The organism is Aminobacter anthyllidis (genome assembly GCF_018555685.1).
Taxonomy (GTDB): domain Bacteria; phylum Pseudomonadota; class Alphaproteobacteria; order Rhizobiales; family Rhizobiaceae; genus Aminobacter; species Aminobacter anthyllidis.
In genome coordinates, this window is the sequence record NZ_JAFLWW010000010.1 from 185,715 (window position 1) to 204,904 (window position 19,190).

At 64.1% G+C, this 19,190-nt stretch carries 15 protein-coding genes; 7 read left to right on the forward strand and 8 right to left on the reverse strand.

Going from position 1 to position 19,190, the window contains the following annotated elements; genetic code table 11:
* Positions 1-460 precede the first annotated feature (460 nt).
* Both J1C56_RS27110 and J1C56_RS27115 read left to right on the forward strand, forming a co-directional pair.
* Positions 461-1,252: a cyclase family protein gene (locus J1C56_RS27110; RefSeq protein WP_214393104.1), complete on the forward strand. Its 792-nt coding sequence runs from the start codon at positions 461-463 to the stop codon at positions 1,250-1,252.
* Between the two features lie 195 nt (positions 1,253-1,447).
* Complete coding sequence (locus tag J1C56_RS27115; RefSeq protein WP_214393105.1) at positions 1,448-1,999, forward strand: MarR family winged helix-turn-helix transcriptional regulator; 552 nt, start codon at positions 1,448-1,450, stop codon at positions 1,997-1,999.
* Positions 2,000-2,004: 5 nt separating this feature from the next.
* On the opposite strand, the gene J1C56_RS27120 is transcribed toward J1C56_RS27115, so the two are convergent.
* From J1C56_RS27120 to J1C56_RS27135, 4 genes are all read right to left on the reverse strand, one after another.
* Positions 2,005-3,537, reverse strand: coding sequence for an indolepyruvate oxidoreductase subunit beta family protein (locus J1C56_RS27120; protein ID WP_246591990.1), 1,533 nt, complete (start codon positions 3,535-3,537; stop codon positions 2,005-2,007).
* 17 nt (positions 3,538-3,554) lie between these two features.
* Positions 3,555-5,708, reverse strand: a complete 2,154-nt coding sequence (locus J1C56_RS27125; RefSeq protein ID WP_214393107.1) for an indolepyruvate ferredoxin oxidoreductase subunit alpha — start codon at positions 5,706-5,708, stop codon at positions 3,555-3,557.
* A gap of 277 nt (positions 5,709-5,985) precedes the next feature.
* Positions 5,986-6,789: an arginine deiminase family protein gene (locus J1C56_RS27130; protein ID WP_214393108.1), complete on the reverse strand. Its 804-nt coding sequence runs from the start codon at positions 6,787-6,789 to the stop codon at positions 5,986-5,988.
* 112 nt (positions 6,790-6,901) lie between these two features.
* A complete protein-coding gene (locus J1C56_RS27135; protein WP_214393109.1) occupies positions 6,902-7,732 on the reverse strand; it encodes a helix-turn-helix transcriptional regulator in 831 nt (276 codons plus the stop codon).
* A 174-nt stretch (positions 7,733-7,906) separates the two neighbouring features.
* Between J1C56_RS27135 and J1C56_RS27140 the strand changes: the two genes are divergently transcribed.
* From J1C56_RS27140 to J1C56_RS27150, 3 genes are read left to right on the forward strand one after another with little or no spacing between them, the layout of a single operon-like run.
* Entirely contained in the window at positions 7,907-9,163 is a 1,257-nt protein-coding gene (locus J1C56_RS27140; protein WP_214393110.1) for a cytochrome P450, read from the forward strand.
* A 14-nt stretch (positions 9,164-9,177) separates the two neighbouring features.
* Positions 9,178-9,498 carry a 2Fe-2S iron-sulfur cluster-binding protein gene (locus J1C56_RS27145; protein WP_214393111.1) on the forward strand — a complete coding sequence of 107 codons (321 nt, stop codon included), beginning with the start codon at positions 9,178-9,180 and terminating at the stop codon, positions 9,496-9,498.
* A gap of 60 nt (positions 9,499-9,558) precedes the next feature.
* Complete coding sequence (locus J1C56_RS27150) at positions 9,559-10,512, forward strand: ring-cleaving dioxygenase (RefSeq protein WP_214393112.1); 954 nt, start codon at positions 9,559-9,561, stop codon at positions 10,510-10,512.
* On the opposite strand, the gene J1C56_RS27155 is transcribed toward J1C56_RS27150, so the two are convergent.
* Positions 10,496-12,061, reverse strand: coding sequence for a VOC family protein (locus tag J1C56_RS27155; protein ID WP_214393113.1), 1,566 nt, complete (start codon positions 12,059-12,061; stop codon positions 10,496-10,498). The two genes, J1C56_RS27150 and J1C56_RS27155, sit on opposite strands and share 17 nt — an antisense overlap.
* A 127-nt stretch (positions 12,062-12,188) precedes the next feature.
* Positions 12,189-14,366 carry a malate synthase G gene (locus J1C56_RS27160; RefSeq protein ID WP_214393114.1) on the reverse strand — a complete coding sequence of 726 codons (2,178 nt, stop codon included), beginning with the start codon at positions 14,364-14,366 and terminating at the stop codon, positions 12,189-12,191.
* Positions 14,367-14,549: 183 nt separating this feature from the next.
* On the opposite strand from J1C56_RS27160, the gene J1C56_RS27165 reads away from it, so the two are divergent.
* Complete coding sequence (locus J1C56_RS27165) at positions 14,550-15,482, forward strand: sugar phosphate isomerase/epimerase family protein (RefSeq protein WP_214393115.1); 933 nt, start codon at positions 14,550-14,552, stop codon at positions 15,480-15,482.
* A gap of 132 nt (positions 15,483-15,614) precedes the next feature.
* The gene (gene puuE, locus J1C56_RS27170; protein WP_214393116.1) at positions 15,615-17,021 is read left to right on the forward strand and encodes an allantoinase PuuE; all 1,407 of its coding nucleotides are present in this window, start codon (positions 15,615-15,617) and stop codon (positions 17,019-17,021) included.
* A 251-nt stretch (positions 17,022-17,272) separates the two neighbouring features.
* Here puuE and J1C56_RS27175 read toward each other — a convergent pair whose 3' ends face one another.
* Together J1C56_RS27175 and J1C56_RS27180 are read right to left on the reverse strand one after the other, a co-directional pair.
* Positions 17,273-17,983 carry a GntR family transcriptional regulator gene (locus tag J1C56_RS27175; RefSeq protein ID WP_214393117.1) on the reverse strand — a complete coding sequence of 237 codons (711 nt, stop codon included), beginning with the start codon at positions 17,981-17,983 and terminating at the stop codon, positions 17,273-17,275.
* Between the two features lie 303 nt (positions 17,984-18,286).
* On the reverse strand, positions 18,287-19,051 hold the full coding sequence (locus tag J1C56_RS27180) for an aspartate/glutamate racemase family protein (protein ID WP_214393118.1): 765 nt from the start codon (positions 19,049-19,051) through the stop codon (positions 18,287-18,289).
* Positions 19,052-19,190: the final 139 nt, after the last annotated feature.

Here is a 19,190-nt window from a genome sequence, read left to right on the forward strand (position 1 = left end):
GATCATAAGCGCACAAAATTTTTCGGTTGTAAAGCGAGGTCGAAAGGCGCGAAATTTCGGGGGGTTGGCGGGTATAGAAGAGAAATAAATGTTTTTAGTCAGATGGTTGGGTGATTTAGCGACGCCTTGCGTAGCTGTCGGTGGCGGCGTGAAATTGCAGTCTCCGGAATTCGGATTCTTGTCGAATTTGCTCCGGATCGGGAGGTTTTCACCTGCCTGGCGGGCTGAAAGAAGTTACTATGCGATGGTTGGCTGGGGCTGAGCTTGGCCCGCTGGCATCGCCATAGCTGCCCCTTGGCCAGCCAAAACCGACCAGAACCATGCATGCGGGGATATTCGAGCTTCAAGGATACCGGTGCCGTTGGCATTCTCGCGAAAATAATATTTGCAAATGCATATGACTTGATTAGGCTGAAGCAAACCTGGCCTTCCGGACCGGGCAAAGAGGAGGAGAGCCAAGATGACAGCCAACCAGACGCTGGCGGATTTCGCGTCGGCAATCGCCACGGGTGCGGTCCAGATCGTCGACCTTACCGCGCCGCTGGGGCCTGATACGCCGGTTCTGTACCTGCCGCCGGATTTCGCCAAGAACACGCCGAAGTTCAAGATGCACGAGATCTCGCGCTACGACGCCAACGGCCCGTGGTGGGCATGGGGCTGGATGGAACTGGGCGAGCACACCGGTACGCATTTTGATGCCCCGGCGCACTGGATTTCCGGCAAGGATGTCGCCCAGGGCACGACGGATACCGTGTCGCCGCAGTCCTTTGTCGCGCCTTGCGTGGTCATCGACTGCTCCAAGGAAGTTGCGGCCAATCCGGATTACCTGCTGACCGCCGATGGCGTGAAGGCATGGGAGGCAGTGCACGGCCAGATTCCGCGGGGCGCCTGGGTGCTGATGCGCTCGGACTGGTATCCGCGTAACACCTCGACCGAAGCCTTCCTGAATGCCGACGAAAATGGCCCGCACACGCCTGGACCAAGCGTCGATTGCGTTCGCCTGCTGGTCGAGCGCGGCGTGCTCGGCTTCGGCAACGAATGCGTCGGCACCGATGCCGGCAGCGCGGTCGCGATGGATCCGCCGTTCCCCACCCACAGCCTCCTGCTTGAAGTCGGCAGCTACGGCCTCGCCAGCCTGTGCAACCTCGACAAGCTGCCGGCCACCGGTGCCGTGCTGGTCGTCGCCCCGCTCAAGATCGTCGGTGGCACCGGCAGCCCGGTACGTGCCTTCGCGCTCGCGCCGCGCGCCTGATCGAGCACCTTGAGGACTGCGGCGGCTCCCACCGCCGCCGTCGCCGCAAGACGGGTGGGTACCAGCCGTCGCGGCGTAGGGCCGGGTTGCCTTCTGGCGCCCGGCCTTTTCGTGCAATGCTATGGACGGTTGTCGGATAATCGGCTTCATGGCAATTCGAACAGCGTCGAACTCCATCGAGCCAAACAGGTAACAATGGTCACGAAATACTTCCTCGGGTCTCTCAGGGAAGCCGGCGACGGCAACCGCCTGCCCAGCCTTGGCGAAATCGGGCTCAACCGCTTCGCGCCGCACCTCATCAACCGGCTGTCGGCGAGCTATAACGCCAATCTGCAGGAGTTGTTGCGCCCGCTCGACCTGACCACGCCGAAGATGCGGGCCATCGCGCTTTTGACGATCTCGCCCGGGCTGACGGTCAATGAGCTGTCGTTCCTTGCGGTTGTCGAGCAGTCGACGATGAGCCGCACGCTCGATGCGCTGGAAGAGCAGGGCTTTGTCCGCCGCCAGTCGCGCGCCGACGACATGCGCGTACGCGAAGTGCACATCACCGACGCCGGCCGCGATGTCTTCCAGCAGTTCTGGCCGGTGCTGTTCGGCATCTTCTCGCAGCTGTTCGAAGGCATCGAGCCCGACGAATACGATGCCTTCATCGTCACGCTGCACAAGGTCCTGCGCAACATGGACAAGTTCAGCGTCGATGAAGTTGCGGCCAAGCCCAGCGACGCAAAGACCGACGCCGAGGCCTAGGCTTCTCAGCTAAAGCTTCGGACCGTCGCCAATGCGCCGTCGAGCGACTTGCCGGCTTCGTCCTGCAGTGCTGCCTGGACGAGGCGCTTGAGCCAGGTCCCGCCATCCTCGCGCCCCTTGAGCAGGGGCACGGCCGAAAGCACCTTGTCGAACTTGCCCTGGCCGCGGCTGTGCGTGTCGGAATAGCCTTTCACCAGCCGGCGGCTGCCGATCACTGCGGCAGCCAAATCATAGTTGGCAGGCAGCATGGCGGTGGCCGTATCCAGCCAATTCTTGATATGCGCCATCTCGCGCTTGTGACGCAGCATGGTGCGGCGCATCGGCTTCAGGCTGGAGAGCGCATAGAGCGCCACAAACCAGCCGACGGTGCCGGTGCGCACGCGCCGGCCCTTGCTGAACAGGCGTTCGAGCAGCTTGAGCAGCGCCGGGCGGTTCTCGATGAACTGGCCTAGCAATGCCGGCATGGTGCCGACAACCTCCTCGGCGCGCGGATGCATGTATTCGGTGGTGTAGACGAGCTGCTCGCCGGTGGCGCCGATCTCCTTGCGGACGCGTTCAAAGCGCGTCGAGCGGGTCTTGAGGTCGGCGACCCGCACGACGTCGTCATAGGCCATGGCAACCGCGAGATATTTGGCGATCTCCTGGCTGAAGGCAAAGCCTCTGGCTTCGCCGCCGGCATCGCGGTCGAGGGTTAGCAGGCGCGAGGCGGTGTCGAGATACTCCTCGGCGTATCGCGGGTCCTGGAAGTCGACGAGCCTCTTTGCACCAGCATAGAGCATCGGCGCCAGCACGGGCGGGAACTCGGAGTGGATGCGGTCGAGCAGCCGATCGAGCTTCGGGTGGCCGACGGAGAGGGGTGCGTCCGGCAGCAGCTTTTCAGGCTTCCTGGCCACTTTGTCAGGCTTGCCGTCGCGAGCGCGGTCGAAGGCGGCGCCAAAGGCCCGCAAACTGGCCTCGACGCCCTTGCCGCCGGCTCGCACGGCGGCCTCGAAGGCGTCGCGCGTGAAGGGCAGAACATTGGCGCCCGCAAGTGCACCGAACATTGCGGAAGAGATGACGCTGCCATTCTTCTCGGCCAGCGTCTGCATGTCGAAGATGATCGTCTTCCTGGCCGCGACACCGAAGGCGTCGACGACGGCGAGCGGGTCGCCCGTGCCGTCGCCCGGCACTTCCTTTTCGCCCACGGCATAGGAGCGATGGGTCGAAGCTATGAGCGTCGTCCTGTCCGGCGTCACCAGCCCGCGCAGCATCGAGCGGCCGGCTTCCATGAACTCCGCTGCCAGCACGACATCGACGTCGCCGGGCGTCGGCATCAGCGACAGCACCGGCATCTGGCCGCCCTTGGGCTTGAGCATTTCGACGTAATAGATCGTGGCGCCGGTGCGCTGGGCGACGCCCGGCACCGAGGTCGACTGCGCCACCCAGCCTTCGGCCTCGGCGAGCGCCACCACCCAGTCGGCGAGCACGCCGCCGCCCTGGCCGCCCATGGCAAGGATGGCGATCGAGATCGGCTTTTCGTCGACGGATATCTGGGTCATTGGCCTGCTCATGTCGTTCACCCGAACACCACGCGCCGGGCTTCGCGGCGGCGCTGCAGGAAGCCGATGACGGCGTTGCGCAGTTTCGCTGCGAAGCGGTCGCGCCGGGTCGGGTTGTAGATGATGTCGGCGCGGTAGAAGGACGGGCACAGCACCGCCGCTTCCGAGACCTCACCGCAATTGCCGCAGCCAACGCAAGTGTTGTCGATCGCCACCACCGGGTCGTCGCGCAGCGGATCGTCGGTGTGTTTCAGCGACAGCGACGGGCAACCGGACAGGCGGATGCAGGCATGGTCGCCGGTGCAGGTGTCCTCGTCGACGCCGAAGCGTTCGCGCACCATGCGCTGGCCGGATTTCACCGCCTTGGAGAACAGGGGCTTTTCGCGGCGCTGGCGGTTGAGCATGCATTCGGAGGAGGCGACGATGATCTTGGGGCCTTCCTCCTTCGAGGTCAGCGCTTCCTTCAGCGTGTCGCGCATCTTCGCCACGTCATAGGTGTGGTCGATCTGGCGCACCCATTTGGCGCCAATGCCCTTGACGGCGTTGACGATCGAATTGTTGGTCGAACGATCCGGATTGTCGGCGCGCGACGACAGGATGTCCTGCCCGCCGGTCGCCGACGAGTAGTAGTTGTCGACGACCATGATGACGCCGTCATGCTTGTTGTAGACGGCGTTGCCGACCGAGGTGGTGAGCCCGTTGTGCCAGAAGCCGCCGTCGCCCATCACCGAGATCGCGCGCTTGCCGGCGTCGACGTTGAAGGCCGACGCGGACGCCGGCCCGAGACCATAGCCCATGGTCGAGCCGCCGATGTTGAAGGGCGGCAGGATGGAAAAAAGGTGGCAGCCGATATCGGCAGAGACGTGATGTTCGCCGAGTTCCTGCTCGACGAGCTTCATGGCGGCGAAGATCGGCCGTTCCGGGCAGCCGGTGCAGAAGCCGGCTGGGCGGGCGGGCACGACGGCATTGAGCGCCTTGACCTTCGGATCGGCGAGCACCGCATCGGCGCTCGGCAGCGGCGGACGGTTGCCGAGCAGGGCCACTGCGTGTTCTTCGAGGAACGCCTGGATGCCGTTCATCAGGACGGCGGCAGTGTAGTCGCCCCGGATCGGCAGGATACCCTTGCCGGCGAGCCTGGTGTTGATGTCACGCCGGCGCAGGATGGAGTTGACCGCCTGCTCGAGATAGTCGGGGTGGCCCTCCTCGACCATCAGCACGGCGCGCTTGCCGGCGCAGAATGCCGTCACCTCGTCGTCGATCAGCGGATAGGTGACGTTGAGCACATAGAGCGGAATGACCGAATTGCCGTAGGAATCGGCGAGGCCCAGAAGCTGCAGGCCGCGCATGACCGAATTGTACATGCCGCCTTGCAGGATGATGCCGACGTCGCCCTCGTCGGGACCGAACCATTCGTTCAGCTTGCGGCTCTTGATGAACTCGATCGCCGCCGGCCAGCGCTTTTCGATCTTCTCGCGGTCATGCACGGTGATCGAAACCGGCGGCAGCACGATGCGGTCGAGGTCGCGCACCGGGTTTTCCAGTGCCTCCTTGATGGTGAAGGCCGGGCGCTTGTTGTCCTTGGCGATGAACTGGCCATGCACGTGGCAGGCGCGGATGCGCACCTGCATCATCACAGGCGTGTTGGAGGCCTCCGACAATTCGAAGCCGTCCTCGACCGACTTGACGATCGATTCGAGATTGGGGCGCGGGTCGAGCAGCCACATCTGCGATTTCATCGCGAAAGCATGGCTGCGCTCCTGCGGGATCGACGAGCCCTCGCCATAGTCCTCACCGAGGATGATCAGGGCGCCGCCCTTGACGCCGCTCGACGCCAGGTTGGTCAGCGCATCGCTGGCGACATTGGTGCCGGCGGTCGATTTCCAGGTCACCGCGCCGCGCAGCGGATACATCACGGAAGCCGAGAGCATGGCGGCGGCAGCGGCTTCCGAAGCGGAAGATTCGAAATGCACGCCGAGTTCATCGAGCACCGGCTTGGCGTCGGCGAGAACGTCCATCAGATGCGAGATCGGCGAGCCCTGATAACCGCCGACATAGGACACGCCCGACTGCAGCAGCGCCTTGGTGATGGCGAGGATTCCCTCGCCACGAAAAAGATCGCCCTCGCCAAGCTTGAGGTCCTCGACCTCGCGCGCAAAAGACCGTTCCGCCATATCGACCCTCCCAGGCGTGGCCAGACTGCGCCACCATGGCTCGACGCCCCTCTGGGCCGCCAGGCTCCCGGGCGTCGAGCTGCATATCTATGAAAATGCATATTCATGAAAATGCATGGACCTGTCAATCGCCCGGGGAGCAGTCACGTCCTGCGAAGGAAAAATAAGAGGAGAGGCAAGTGTCGGCCAACACTTGCCGATGCTTCAGATGCATGTCTGTGCATATATAAAAATCACGGCGAGGATCATGGCACCCGCCGCGACGCCAGAGACCCGCTCAGTTGGCCCGGCGATGCCAGCGCAGCGACATGCAGGACAGGCCGGCGTCGATCTTGCCGATCTCGGTCGTCTTGAGCGCCACTACCTTGTAGCCGAGCCGGTCGAGCATCTCGATGGTGCGTGGGTAATCGGCACCGACCATCACCACGTCGTTGACGCGCAGCGCGTTGGCGGCGGGCTCTTCGCCTTCAGGGATGAGCACCTCGCGAAAATCCTTGAACACGCCCGAGCGCGCGAGCCGTTTTGTCGACAGCATCGTCTCGCTGTCCAGTAGCGAGCAATCGCTCTTGAAATGCAGCACGCCCTCGGGCGTCTGCACGATCTCGCCCTTGCGCCCGAGCCGGTCGAGGCTGGTAATGAGGCCCTCGGCGCCGGCGCGGTCGGTGCGGGCCGACAGGCCGATCATCACGCTTTTGGGCGCCGTCAGCACGTCGCCACCGTCGGCGAAGCCGGGCGAGGGCAGGTCGAGCACGGTGCCGAACATCGCCTTAAGTGTCGGTGCGATCTCGGCGGTTTCCCTGACCCGGGTCTCGGCGCCGGGCCGGAGCAGGATCGCACCCTCGGGGAAGACGAGCGCAGGGTCCTCGACGAAGATCGAATCCGGAAAGCTTTCCAGCGCCGGCAGCACGGTCACCTCGACGCCCGCCGCGCGCACGGCGGCGATATATGCGGTGTGCTCGGCCTTCACGCCGTCAAAGGTCGGGTTGCCGCGATCGTCGGCGCGCAGGCCGTTGACCACAGACCGCGCCGGCTCGCGCACGATCGCCGCATTGAATTCATAGACCTCTGGCCTGGATGTCATGTCGCTGTGCTCGTGCTCTGGCGTTCCCTGGGTACGTCAGCGTGCCCGAATTGGCGGAGCCTGTCGACGGGCGGCAGATAGGCCAGGGTTTGCCGTCGCGAAAGACGGCGATCTATTGTCCTTGCGCGCGCCTGAATTCGCTCGGCGACTGACCGGCGATGCGGCGGAAGTCGCGGCTGAAATGATAGGGATCGCCATAACCACAGCTCAGCGCTACCGCCGATATCTTGGCGTCCGACTCCGTCAGCAGCCGCTTGGCGAGGTTCATGCGTTCGTGGCGCATCCAGTCCATCGGCGTGGTGCCGGTCTTCTGCCGGAACTGGCGGTGCAGCTGCGAGGCGCTGAGGCTGGAGATATCTGCCATGTCCTCGATCTGCCAGTTGCGGGCGATGTCGGCCCTGAGTGCCCGCATCAGCCGCTGGATGCGCTCGCCGCTGTCTTCTTCCTGCTCGCCACGCTCGGCGACCAGAAGCGCAATCGCCTGGCTGACGACGGTGCTCGACAGCGCGTCGGTGGTCTGGCTGCGATGGCCCAGCATGTCGAGTGCCTGTTCGAAAAGTGGCTCGGCTCCGCCCGACCCGGCGAAGACCGGCGACTGGCCGACGCGCAGGAAGGCGAACACGGCGTCGAGCCCGTGGCCGTCGATGCTCATCCAGAGATAAAGCCAGTGGTCGGCGTCCGCGTGGCAGCCATGGGCATATTGCATCGCCGTGTCGAGCCAGACGACGCTGCCGGCGCCAGCGGCGAAACGCTGGCCGGCGACCTCGATCAACCCGCGGCCGGAAATCGTCAGGATCAGCGTGTGGTGGTGGAAGCGCCGCGTCACCAGCCCATCCCTGGCGGTGAAGCGCGTGCGCCCGGCGACCAGGATCTTGTAGGGATAAGCCTCCGCATGCCGCCCCGGCGTGTGGAACAGGATCTCGTCGCGGTGGGTTTCGGTCATTTTTGCACAGGCCGTTCAGATAATCCGTTGCCAGCGTTGTAGCCGCACTCGGATCGTGATGCGAGTTTTATCCATCAAGGCGCGATTTCGGTGCATTCATATCGGCGCCACAGGCGCTAGCCTAGCGGAGGCTGCCGCGTTTTGGCGGCGATCCATATCCATCGGAGCGACCAGATGGCGACCGCTACCCCAAAGGCAAGCGAACACGGCACGGCATTCGAACCTTTGTCGGCAACCTTCGCCCAGAACCCCTACCCCGCCTATGCGGCGCTGCGCGACAAGGGCGAGCCACAGTTCTTCCCCGATTTCGGCATGTGGCTGGTCGCCCGCTTCGACGATGTCGCCGGCATCGCCCGCGACAATTCCATGGTGCGTTCGCCGGAGTTCTTCATGTCGCATGAGGAGATCGAGGCCGAAAAGCGCGCCCAGAACTGGCACGACATGCCGCACCATTCCCGCTTCGTGCAGTTCTCCATGCTCGACAGCGACGGCGAGGTGCACGACCGGCTCCGCAAGCAGGTGTTCCGCGAGTTCACCCCCGCCTTCATCGCCCGCCAGCGTGGCATGATCCAGAGCTTCGTCGACAAGCTTGTCGATGGCCTGATCGACAAGGGCGAGATCGATTTCGTCGAGGACCTCGCCGCCCAGGTGCCGGGCCACATCATCGGCCGCGTGCTCGGCGTGCCGGACGAGGATTGCCCGCAGCTGCGCGTCTGGTCGGAAAACGTCGTCAAGTTCTTCGACATCGACCGCAACGACGAGCGCAAGGCGACCGCCGAGAAGGCGACGACCGAATTCTACCACTATCTGCTCAGTTTGATGGCCGAGCGCCGCGCGGCCCCGCAGGAAGACCTGATCACCCGACTGATCGCGGCGCAGGATGCCGGCCACCTCAACGAGGACGAACTGGTCTCGACCTGCATGCTGATCCTGATGGCCGGGCACGGTTCGACCATCGATGTGCTGGGGTCGGGCATGCATGCGCTGCTGCGCTTTCCCGATCAGATGCAGCGCCTGCGCCAGGACCAGGGACTGATCCACACGGCGATCCAGGAGATGTTCCGCTTTGAGTCACCGCTGCCCTTCTTCCATCGCTACGCGACCACCGATTGCGTGGTCGGCGGCAAGGCGTTTGCGCGCGGCACCAAGTTCGGCTTGCTCTATGGCGCTGCCAACCGCGACCCCGCGGCCTTCGGCGACGATGCTGGCAGCTTCGATGTCGGTCGTAACCCCAACCGGCACCTCGCCTTTGGCGGCGGCGCCCATTTCTGCCTCGGCAACCATCTGGCGCGCCTCGACATGGAGGTGATCTTCACGACGCTGATCAAGCGGCTGAAGTCGATCACGCTCGCGGAAGCCGAGCCGCACTACAAGCCCGGCCTGTCCGTGCGCGGCCCCAAGGCGCTGCGCCTGACGCTGACGCCGACCTGATCAAGGAGACTTCCATGTACAGCGTAACCTTCGTCGACGCCGACGGTCTGGCCAGACAGCTCACCGCCAGCGAAGGCCAGAGTGTCATGTCAGTGGCCGTGGCCAACGGCATTGACCAGATTCTCGCCGAATGCGGCGGCTCCTGTGCCTGCGGCACCTGCCATTGCTACGTTGACGAGAGCTGGACCGAGCGGCTGCCTGCGCCCGACGATTCCGAGCAGGGCATGATCGAGTGCCTGATGAACCCGACCGAGCGCAGCCGCCTGACCTGCCAGCTCAAGATGTCGCAAGCGCTCGACGGCCTCGTCGTCCACTTGCCGCGCGAGCAATATTGAGCTTGGCCGCCCCGGCATAAAGGCGCTATCTCTAGGCTTCCCGGTAACAGGAGGCTCCTGATGACGCTGCAACTGACGGGTATTCACCATCTCACCGCGATTACCGCCGACGCGCCCGGCAACCTGCGCTTTTATACGCGGACGCTCGGTTTGCGGCTGGTCAAGAAGACGGTCAACCAGGACGACACCAGCGCCTATCACCTGTTTTACGCCGATGGCAAAGCAAGTCCCGGCTCGGACCTGACGTTTTTCGACTGGCCGGTCGGGCGCGAGCAGCGCGGCACCCACAGCATTGCCCGTACCGGTCTCAGGGTGGCGGACGAGGCGTCGCTGTCATGGTGGCGCGATCATCTCAAGGCCGAGGGCGTCGATACGTCGGAGATCAGCGACGTCGGCGGCCACAAAGCGATCGATTTCGAAGATCCGGAAGGCCAGCGTTTCCGGCTGATCGACGATGGCGGCCGGGGTGGTTTCAATCCCTGGATGGCCAGCGTGATTCCCGTGGAACACCAGATCAGGGGCCTCGGCCCGATCACCATCAGCGTGCCCGACCTGGCAAGCACCGAGACGGTACTGATCAAGGTCATGAACATGCACAAGGTGCGCGACTACGCTTCGCCCGACGGCGTGGGGCAAGTCCATGTCTTTGCCATGGGCGAGGGTGGCCCGACCGCCGAGCTGCATGTCGCGGTCCAACCCAGACTCGGGGCGGCCATGCAAGGGGCCGGCGGGGTCCACCACGTCGCTTTCCGCACGCCGGATGTCGAGCAGATCCATCAATGGGCGGCGCGGCTGCAGGAATTTCGGTTGCCGTCGAGCGGCGAGGTCGAGCGCTACTACTTCCGTTCGCTCTATTTCCGCGAGCCCAACGGCATCCTGTTCGAGATCGCCACCGACGGCCCCGGCTTCACCGTCGACGAGCCGCTGGAGAGCCTCGGCGAGCGCCTGTCGCTGCCGCCTTTCCTCGAAGGCAAACGGGCGTCGATCGAGGCCAAGCTCAAGCCGCTGACGTAATTCGAACGGCGATCCATTCGCGCAGGACGGCGATGTCGGCGTCGTCGAACCCGTGACCTGACGGGATGGTGCGGGCGTCGACTTTGGCGCCGGCATCGCGCAGCAGGCCCTCGAGTTCGGGGCCGAAATTGCTGAACACGTCGACGTCGCCCGCGATCAACAGCACCTCGGCGTCCGAGAGATCGGCTGCCGGCGGCTGCTCCAGCACCATCGCTGCCCGCAGCAGAGCTGCGCGCCGGATGACTTCAGGGTGCAACAGCATGGTGGCCGCCAGCATGTTGGCGCCGTTGGAATGGCCGAGGAAGACAAGCCTTTCCGGGTCAAGCCGGTAGGCCTCGATGGCCCCGTCGATGAAGGCAGCAAGTGCCGCGGCCTCCGACCTGATGTCGGCCTGGTCGAACCTGTTGGCAGACAGCCGGCGGAACCAGCGCGGCGTGCCCTCGTCGGTGGCGCGGCCGCGCAACGCAAGCAGCGTCGCGCGCGGAGCCGCCTTGGCGGCGAAGGGCAACAGGGAGGTCTCGTTGCCGCCGGAGCCGTGCAGCAGCACGATCGTCGTGCCGTCGGGATTCTCGGGGGTGTAGAAGCGATGGACGAAGGGCAGGTCGCGATAGATCACGCGCTCTTCGCCGGGCCAGGAAAACTGCGGCAACATCGTCCTCAACTCGTCGATCTTGTCGGCCCTGTCTGGCGGCACGAACAGGTGTGTGCCGAGTTCCGACGGGGCCTCGTCCACCGCCATGCCGGGGCCGTCGGTGGCCAGTTCGAACAGCGAGCCGCCCGGCTCGCGCACATAGAGCGAATAGAAATACTTGCGGTCGTGCACATTGGTGATGGTCGAATTGCTGGAAGCGAGTTCGCCATGCACCCGCTCGACCTCGTTGGTGTCTTTTGCCCGGAAGGCGATGTGGTCGATGGTGCCGGTGCCTGGGGCGCTGGTCCAGAAACCCTTGGCGTCCCTGATGTCGATGATGTCGCCGGTATCAGAGACGAGGCGCCGGATGAACTCGGTGCTTTGTTGCGGCCGATAGCCGAAATGGCGCGTAAGGAAGCTTTCGGTGAGTTCGGGCACTTCGCTGAGGATGGTCGCGCCACGGATGCAGCGGATCGCCTGTTTTGCCGGTACGTCGCTGTGTTCCCAGACGACAGGTTCCGGAAAACCACCGACGCCCACGAGCTTGACGATGACGCCGTCGGGATCCTTGAGCCGCAGCGTTGGCTCGCCAAACTCCTCCGAAGGGCCCGATATCTCGATATGATGCGACAGCGCCCGCGTCAGCCAGAAGCCGATGCTTGACGGATCGATGGCAAGCGCAACCTCGCTTGGCTGGCCATGGCCGACACGCCCCTGGGCGCCGTCCTCCCAGACCAGGAAGGTGATCAGCGAACCCGGATTGGCCGCGCCGTCGCCATAAAACAGGTGAAGCTGGGTCGCGTCCTCGTAGCCGCCGGTCTGCTTCACCAGCCGCAGCCCGAGGAAGCCGACATAGAAGTCGACATTGGCCTGCACCTTGCGGGTGATGAGCGTGATGTGATGAATCCCGGCGCCCATGACGCACCTCCGGCCGATTTGCTTCGGCCCGACATTCCATCAGCCGGGCGGGGCACGCAACCGATGATCGGTCCGCCAAAAAGAAAGGCCCCGACAAGCGGGGCCTTTCGATGCCGTCTTGGGAGTCTCAGGCCGAAAGCGCCTTTGCCTCGCGGCGCCTGAAATGCAGCACGTGCTCGGTGTAGCCATTGGGCTGGGTCCGGCCAGTGAACACCAGATCCTCGGCCGCCTTGAAGGCCGGGCTGTCGAAGTTTGGCGCCAGTGGCTTGTAGCCTTCGGTCCCGGCATTCTGCCGGTCGACGACGGCCGCCATGCGCCGCATCGTCTCGCGCACCTGCTCCTCGCTGACGATGCCATGGCGCAGCCAGTTGGCGACATGCTGGCTCGAAATGCGCAGCGTGGCGCGGTCTTCCATCAGCCTGACATCGTCGAGGTTGGGCACCGTCGAGACGCCGACGCCCTGTCCGACCCAGCGCACGACATAGCCGAGCAGGCCCTGCAGGTTGTTTTCGAGCTCGGCCTTGATCTCGTCGGCGCTGTAGCTGCGGGTCGCCAAAGGAATGGTCAGCAGGTCGGTGAGCGAGGCGTGCTCCCTGTCGCGCAGGTCGTCCTGCACGGCTGCCACGTCGACAAGGTGATAGTGCATGGCGTGGAGTACCGCAGCCGTCGGCGTCGGCACCCAGGCCGTGCTGGCGCCGGCGAGTGGATGGGCGATCTTCTTGTCGAGCAGGCCGGCCATCTGGTCGGGTGCCGCCCACATGCCCTTGCCGATCTGGGCCCGGCCGGGCAGGTTGCGGGCAATGCCGACATCGACATTGTTTGCTTCATAGGCCTTGAGGAAGGTGGCATCGGCCATCTCGGCCTTGCGCAGCATCGGGCCGGCTTCCATCGAGGTGTGGATCTCGTCGCCGGTGCGATCGAGGAAGCCGGTGTTGATGAACACGGTGCGGTCGCGGACCTTGGACATGCAGGCAGCGAGATTTGCCGAGGTGCGGCGCTCCTCGTCCATGACACCGATCTTCATCGTGTATTTGGGCAGCCCGACGAGCTCCTCGATGCGCTTGAACAGAAGGTCGGAGAGGCCGACCTCGTCTGGTCCGTGCATCTTGGGCTTGACGACATAGACCGAGCCGGTGCGGCTGTTGCGCACCGCATTCTCGCCACGGATGTCCTGCGCTGCACTTGCAACGGTGATGGCTGCGTCGAGGATCGCCTCGGGCACCGGCTTGCCGGCCTCGTCGAGCACGGCGTCGGTGAACATGTGGTGGCCGACATTGCGCACCAGCATGGTCGAGCGGCCATGCAGCACAAGCGTGCCGCCGCAAGGCGCGGTGAAGACCCGGTCTTCGACCAGCTTGCGGGTGACGGTCTTGCCGTCCTTGGTGAATTCCGAGCTCAGGCTGCCATCCATCAGGCGCTGCCAGTTGCGGTAGACCGTAACCTTGTCCTCGGCATCGACTGCCGAAACCGCGTCCTCGAGATCCATGATGATCGAGATCGCCGCTTCGATCACGACGTCGGCGATGCCTGCGGAGTCGAGCTGGCCGACCTGATGCTCGCGGTCGATCACCAGTTCCAAGTGCAGGCCATTGTTGACGAGCAGCACGCTCTTCGGCTCGTGGCGCGGTCCGGTGAAGCCGGCAAACTGGGCGACCGATTTGAGCCCGGTCTTCGAACCGTCGGCCAAAGTCACCTGCAGCCTGCCGCGCTCGACGACATAGCCGACAGCGTTGGCATGGCTGCCCTTGGTCAGCGGCACGGCCTGGTCGAGGAATTCGCGGACGCGGGCGATGACCAGCCGAGCGCGGGCCGGGTTGAACGCCTGGCCCTTCTCGGCGCCGTCGGTCGCGGGGATGGCGTCGGCGGCGTAGAACGCATCATAGAGCGAACCCCAGCGCGCATTGGCGGCATTCAGCGCATAGCGGGCATTGGACAGCGGCACGACCAGCTGGGGGCCGGCAATGGTGCCGATCTCGGCGTCGACGTTCTTGGTCGCCACCTGGTAAGCGTCGGCGGCAGGTGCGGGCACCAGGTAGCCGATGTCGCGCAGGAACTGCTCATAGGCCGCGGTGTCATGCGGCTGGCCCTTGTGCTCCAGATGCCAGCCGTTGATCTTCGTCTGAAGTTCGCCGCGTATGGCGAGCAACTCGTGATGCCTGGGCGCGAGGTCGCGGATGATCTCCGAGAGGCCGCTCCAGAACGCCGTCGGCTCGAGGCGAGCATTGGGCAGCACTTCCTGCTCGACGAACGCGCGCAGCACAGGATGGACTGAAAGGCCGGCGACGCTTTCATAAGACTTGGTCATGGGAGGCTCCTTCGATACGCGCGAGGCGCGGCAGTTCCGTAGGATGCTGATGACAGCGATTGTATCCATTGACAAGCAGTTTTTGATACAAGATAGTATCCAGATACTTGGCCCGCCAAGCTGGTCGCCATCCGACGCGTCCAGATGGCTGCCGCGCACCATTCTCTCCGGCGAGGCGTCAGCATGATCGGCATCATCAAGAGTTCATTGCCGGACGGCCGAAGCCTCACCCCGGCCGAGGCGCTGCAGGCTGCAGCGACATTGGGACTGCAGGGCCTGCTGTTCAACTCGCTGTTCGACATCAGCCCGACGCTCGATCCTGAGGAACTGGCGGATGCCCGCGCAGCGGCCGACGGGCTGGGCCTGGAAATTACATCGATGCTCGGCATCGTCAATCCAGCACTGCCCGCCCGCAGCCAGCCGATCGTCGATGCCGGCGGTGGCGACATGCAGACCGGCATCGAAAGGCTGGTCGAGCTCGCCGCTGGTATCGGTATCCACGACATGTTCTTCATCATCGGCATGATCGAGGACCGCTTCGAGGCCGATGTGAGCTGGCAGGCCCAGCTCGACGGCGTAGCTGAATTGCTCTCGCGTTGCGCTCCCGCCCTGCGCCGGCATGGCTCGAAGTTGCTGCTCAAGACTCATGAGGAGATCGCGACATCAGAGATCGTCGCACTTGTCGAGCGAGTCGGACGCGATGTGCTCGGCGTTGCCTTCGACCCGGTCAATGTTCTCTGCCGGCTGGAAAATCCCGTCGCCGCGGCCCGGCGGGTCGCGCCTTATGCCGCCCAGCTCTATGTCGACGATGCGGTGATGCGCTTCCAGGAAAACGGCGTCCGCCGCTTCCTCGCGCCGCTCGGCGAAGGCTTTGTCGACTGGGACGCGATCAGGCCGCTGTTGCCTGGTGCGAAAGTCTGGATCGAGATGCATGCCGGCCAGTTCGCCATGCCGGTGTTCGACCCGGTTTGGCTCAAGCGGCAGCCACCGGTTGCCGTCGAAGAATTTGCTTCCGTGCTTGCCATGGCGGCGAAGTTTGGAACGCGCGAGGTGCCGTGGGATCAGACAGCGCCTGTCGCGCGGCTGACACAGGCATTGCGTAGATGCCTGCCATAGCCTTCTCGCCGAATTATTGGATACGATTTTTACACTAGGTAGCATTTGAGGCGTCGGGCTTTTTGCCGCGACGTCGGGCGTCAACACACAGTCATTCGCGCGGGAAGCGGCCGCGCACCCAAGGAGGCCTTGATGCGATACCCTCGCGATATGCGCGGCTACGGCGAGAACCCGCCCCACGCCAACTGGCCGGGCGGCGCCAATGTCGCCGTGCAGTTCGTGCTGAACTACGAAGAGGGCGGAGAAAACAACATCCTGCATGGCGATGCCGCAAGCGAGGCCTTCCTGTCGGAGATTCCCGGCGCCGCGCAATGGCCTGGCCTGCGCCACTGGAACATGGAGTCGGTCTATGAATACGGCGCCCGCGCCGGCTTCTGGCGGCTGCATCGCCTGTTCACCGACCTCGACGTGCCGGTTACCGTCTATGGTGTCGCCACTGCCTTGATGCGTGCGCCCGAACAGCTGCGCGCCATGCAGCGGGCCGATTGGGAGATCGCCAGCCACGGCTACAAATGGGTCGAGCACAAGGACATGCCTGCTGACGAGGAACGCGCCCAGATCAAGGATGCGATCCGTCTGCATACACTAGCCACAGGCGAGCGCCCGACCGGCTGGTACACCGGGCGTTGCTCGGTCAACACCGTCGACCTGGTCTCCGAGGAGGGCGGCTTCGCCTACGTCTCCGACACCTATGACGACGACCTGCCTTACTGGCGCGAGCACCAGGGCAAGGAGCAGCTGATTATCCCTTACACGCTCGAAGCCAACGACATGCGCTTCGGTACGCCCAATGGCTTCAACTCGGGCGACCAGTTCTTCTCCTATCTCAAGGACACGTTCGACTATCTCTATGCCGAAGGTGCCGCCGGTCGGCCGAAGATGTTTTCAATCGGCCTGCATTGCCGCCTCGTCGGCCGCGCTGGTCGTGTCGCCGCGCTCAAGCGCTTCATCGAATACGTGCAAAGCCACGACAAGGTCTGGATCGCGCGCCGCATCGACATCGCCCGTCACTGGGCCAAGGAACACCCCTATGTGAAGCCGAAGCTGGTTCCGTCGAAGATGGACAGGGCGGACTTTGTCGAGACATTCGGCCAGTGCTTCCGCAACGGAGCGCTGCTGGCCGAACGCGCCTTTGACGGCGAACTGGCCCCGGTCAACGACAGCCCATATGGCCTGTTCTTTGCGCTGCGCACCCAGTTCCGCGCCGCGAGCGAGGCCGAGAGGTTCGAGGTGCAGAATGGCTACACGCCGCTCGATCCGCGCATCAAGGCGGCAAGGATCGTCACCGATGAGAAAGACGCGGACAGCCTCGATGCCATGACCGCCGACCAGCAGCAGCGGTTGCTGGAGTTGCTCGGCGCCTATGAGGAAAAATTCGGCTTCGGTGCCATCTTTGTCGTGCGCAACTACACCACCGCGTCGCTGCTGGCGTCGCTGGGCACGCGGATCAAGACGGACCGCGACACCGAACTTGCCGTTACCTATGGCGAGGTCGAGCGGCTGGCGGAGATCCAGGTCGAGGCACGGTTCGCCGCGTAGGTCGGCGCTGGATGGCAAGTGCGTCCTTCGAGGCTCGCCCGGTGGGCGAGCTCCTCAGGATGAGGACCGGTGTGCCTCGCCGCCCATTCCGAGCAACATCCGGGCCGGACAGTTGCAAGATTGGCCCACCGAGGCAATTGCTAGATTGGCAGCGGGGCGGCTTCCAGATGGCGCAGCAGGGCGTGGCCGTACCAACGGTCCTCATCCTGAGGAGCCCGCGAAGCGGGCCTCGAAGGACGCACCGACCCAACTCAGGCGTAGCGGGAAAGAATCTCGCTGAGATTGCGCTTGGTGCGCTTGGTCTGGCCGATATTGGCCTGCTCGAACACTTGCTGCAGATGCTCGATGATCGCGTCGGCGCTGGCCTTGGGATCGCGGGCCCTGAGCGCCTGCAGGATTGCCGCATGTTCATCGACGCTGCAGTCGGTTTCCTGATGCGTGCTGTGCTGGGCCAGGATCAGCGACGTCCGCGAGATCAGCGACTTGAGGAAGCCGGCGAGCACCTCGTTGCCGGCCATCTGGGCGGCAAGCAGGTGGAACTCGCCCGAGGCCACGATCGCCGCTGTGTGGTCGCCGGCGTGGCGGATGGCGTGCTCATGCTGCAGGTGCTGCTCCAGAGCCGCAATCTGCTTGTCGGTGACGACGGTTGCCAGCTTGGAAAAGATCTCGCGTTCGATGGCGTTGCGCGCCTCGAACACCTGTCGTGCCTCGTCGGGCGTCGTGCTGGCGACGAAGGCGCCGCGATTCTGCCGGAACTCGACGAGCGATTCGGTGTGCAGGCGGTTGAGCGCGGCGCGCACGATGGTGCGGCTGACTGAAAACAGCGCGCCGATCGATTCTTCGCTGAGTTTTGTGCCGGGCGTCAGTTCGCGCGCCAGAATGGCCCTGAACAGAGCCTGGTAGATTGCATCGATCTTCGATCCGGCTTTCTCGTCGAGATCAGTATTCGCAGCTTTCGCCATTCCCTCACCAGCCAGTGTTGTACAGGCAGCGCGTAACAATGCTACGTCTCAGATGCATCGGCGCACGGCGGAAGACAAGTGGAATGCAAGCCTTGCTTCGTTGTTCGTTTTATATTAGCCGGTGTCGTACGATGCAGCCGGCGTGCCATAGCCGCCGTTTTCCTCCGCTGCAAGCCGGCGCGGGCGCCTTGTTTGCATTGCGGTCACTCTAGCACATGTTTTCTAATACAATAGCGAAAACTATTGCGCGCAATCGCAAGGTCTTTTGAATACGATTTGAAAATGAGCCGGTTTCCGCTCGATTTAAGATCGATCAGCGCCCGCCGCCGTGGTGTTGGAGCTGGCGCTCAACGCCTGCGCCAGGAAGGGCGACAGGCCAAGGGTCTCGGTCGTGGCAGCGGGTGCGACCGTGGTCGCCGGCTGCGGATTTGCTGCCAGGCGCAGCGCTTTGCCGATGCCGATGCGGTGCGGATCGAGAATTGGAACTCCAGCAGCTGCGATGACCGCGGGCAGGATCGGGATCAAGCCGGCTCCGCCCAGGACGACGCGTTCAGCCCCGAGTGCCTTGGCCTCTTTCGCCAGGAAGCTGGCGATGGATTGCGCATCGTCGGCCACCGCTTCGATGGACCTGATGCCCGCAATCCTGTCGCCGATGCCGAGCTTCAGCGCCAGTTCGCGGAGCATCTCGCACCAGACCGTGCCATTGGTCGAAACGAGCGAGGTTCCCGGTAGCGCGGCGGCGGCCAGGAGACCGGCTTCGGCAAAGCCGATGACCGGCAGCCCCGTCATTTCGGCGAGCGCTTCGCGGCCGGGGTCGCCAAAACAGGCAAGCACGATCACGTCGGGCTTGGCCCCTTCGGCAAGTGCCTTGGCTGCAGCGTCCAGCACTGCGTGTGCGGCGATCGTCACTGCGGCACGGGTCGAGATGTAGCTGAAGCCGAAGTCCGCCGTGACGGTTTGCACCTGCGCGGCGTCCGCCACCTCCTCGCGCACAAGTGCGTCGATGACCTGGCTGACGCCGGTCGAGGTGTTGGGGTTGATGACGAGCAGGCGAGGCAGGCGGCGCATCGAATTCCTCTGATATGACGGAATTTGCTTCCGCCCCTCGCGCAACTGCACGCTGGCTTGGAGCTTTAGGACGTACGCCCTCATCGAAGTGGGCGGTCCGCCGGCATCTCGGCCTTCATATCATTGTATCAGATATGAT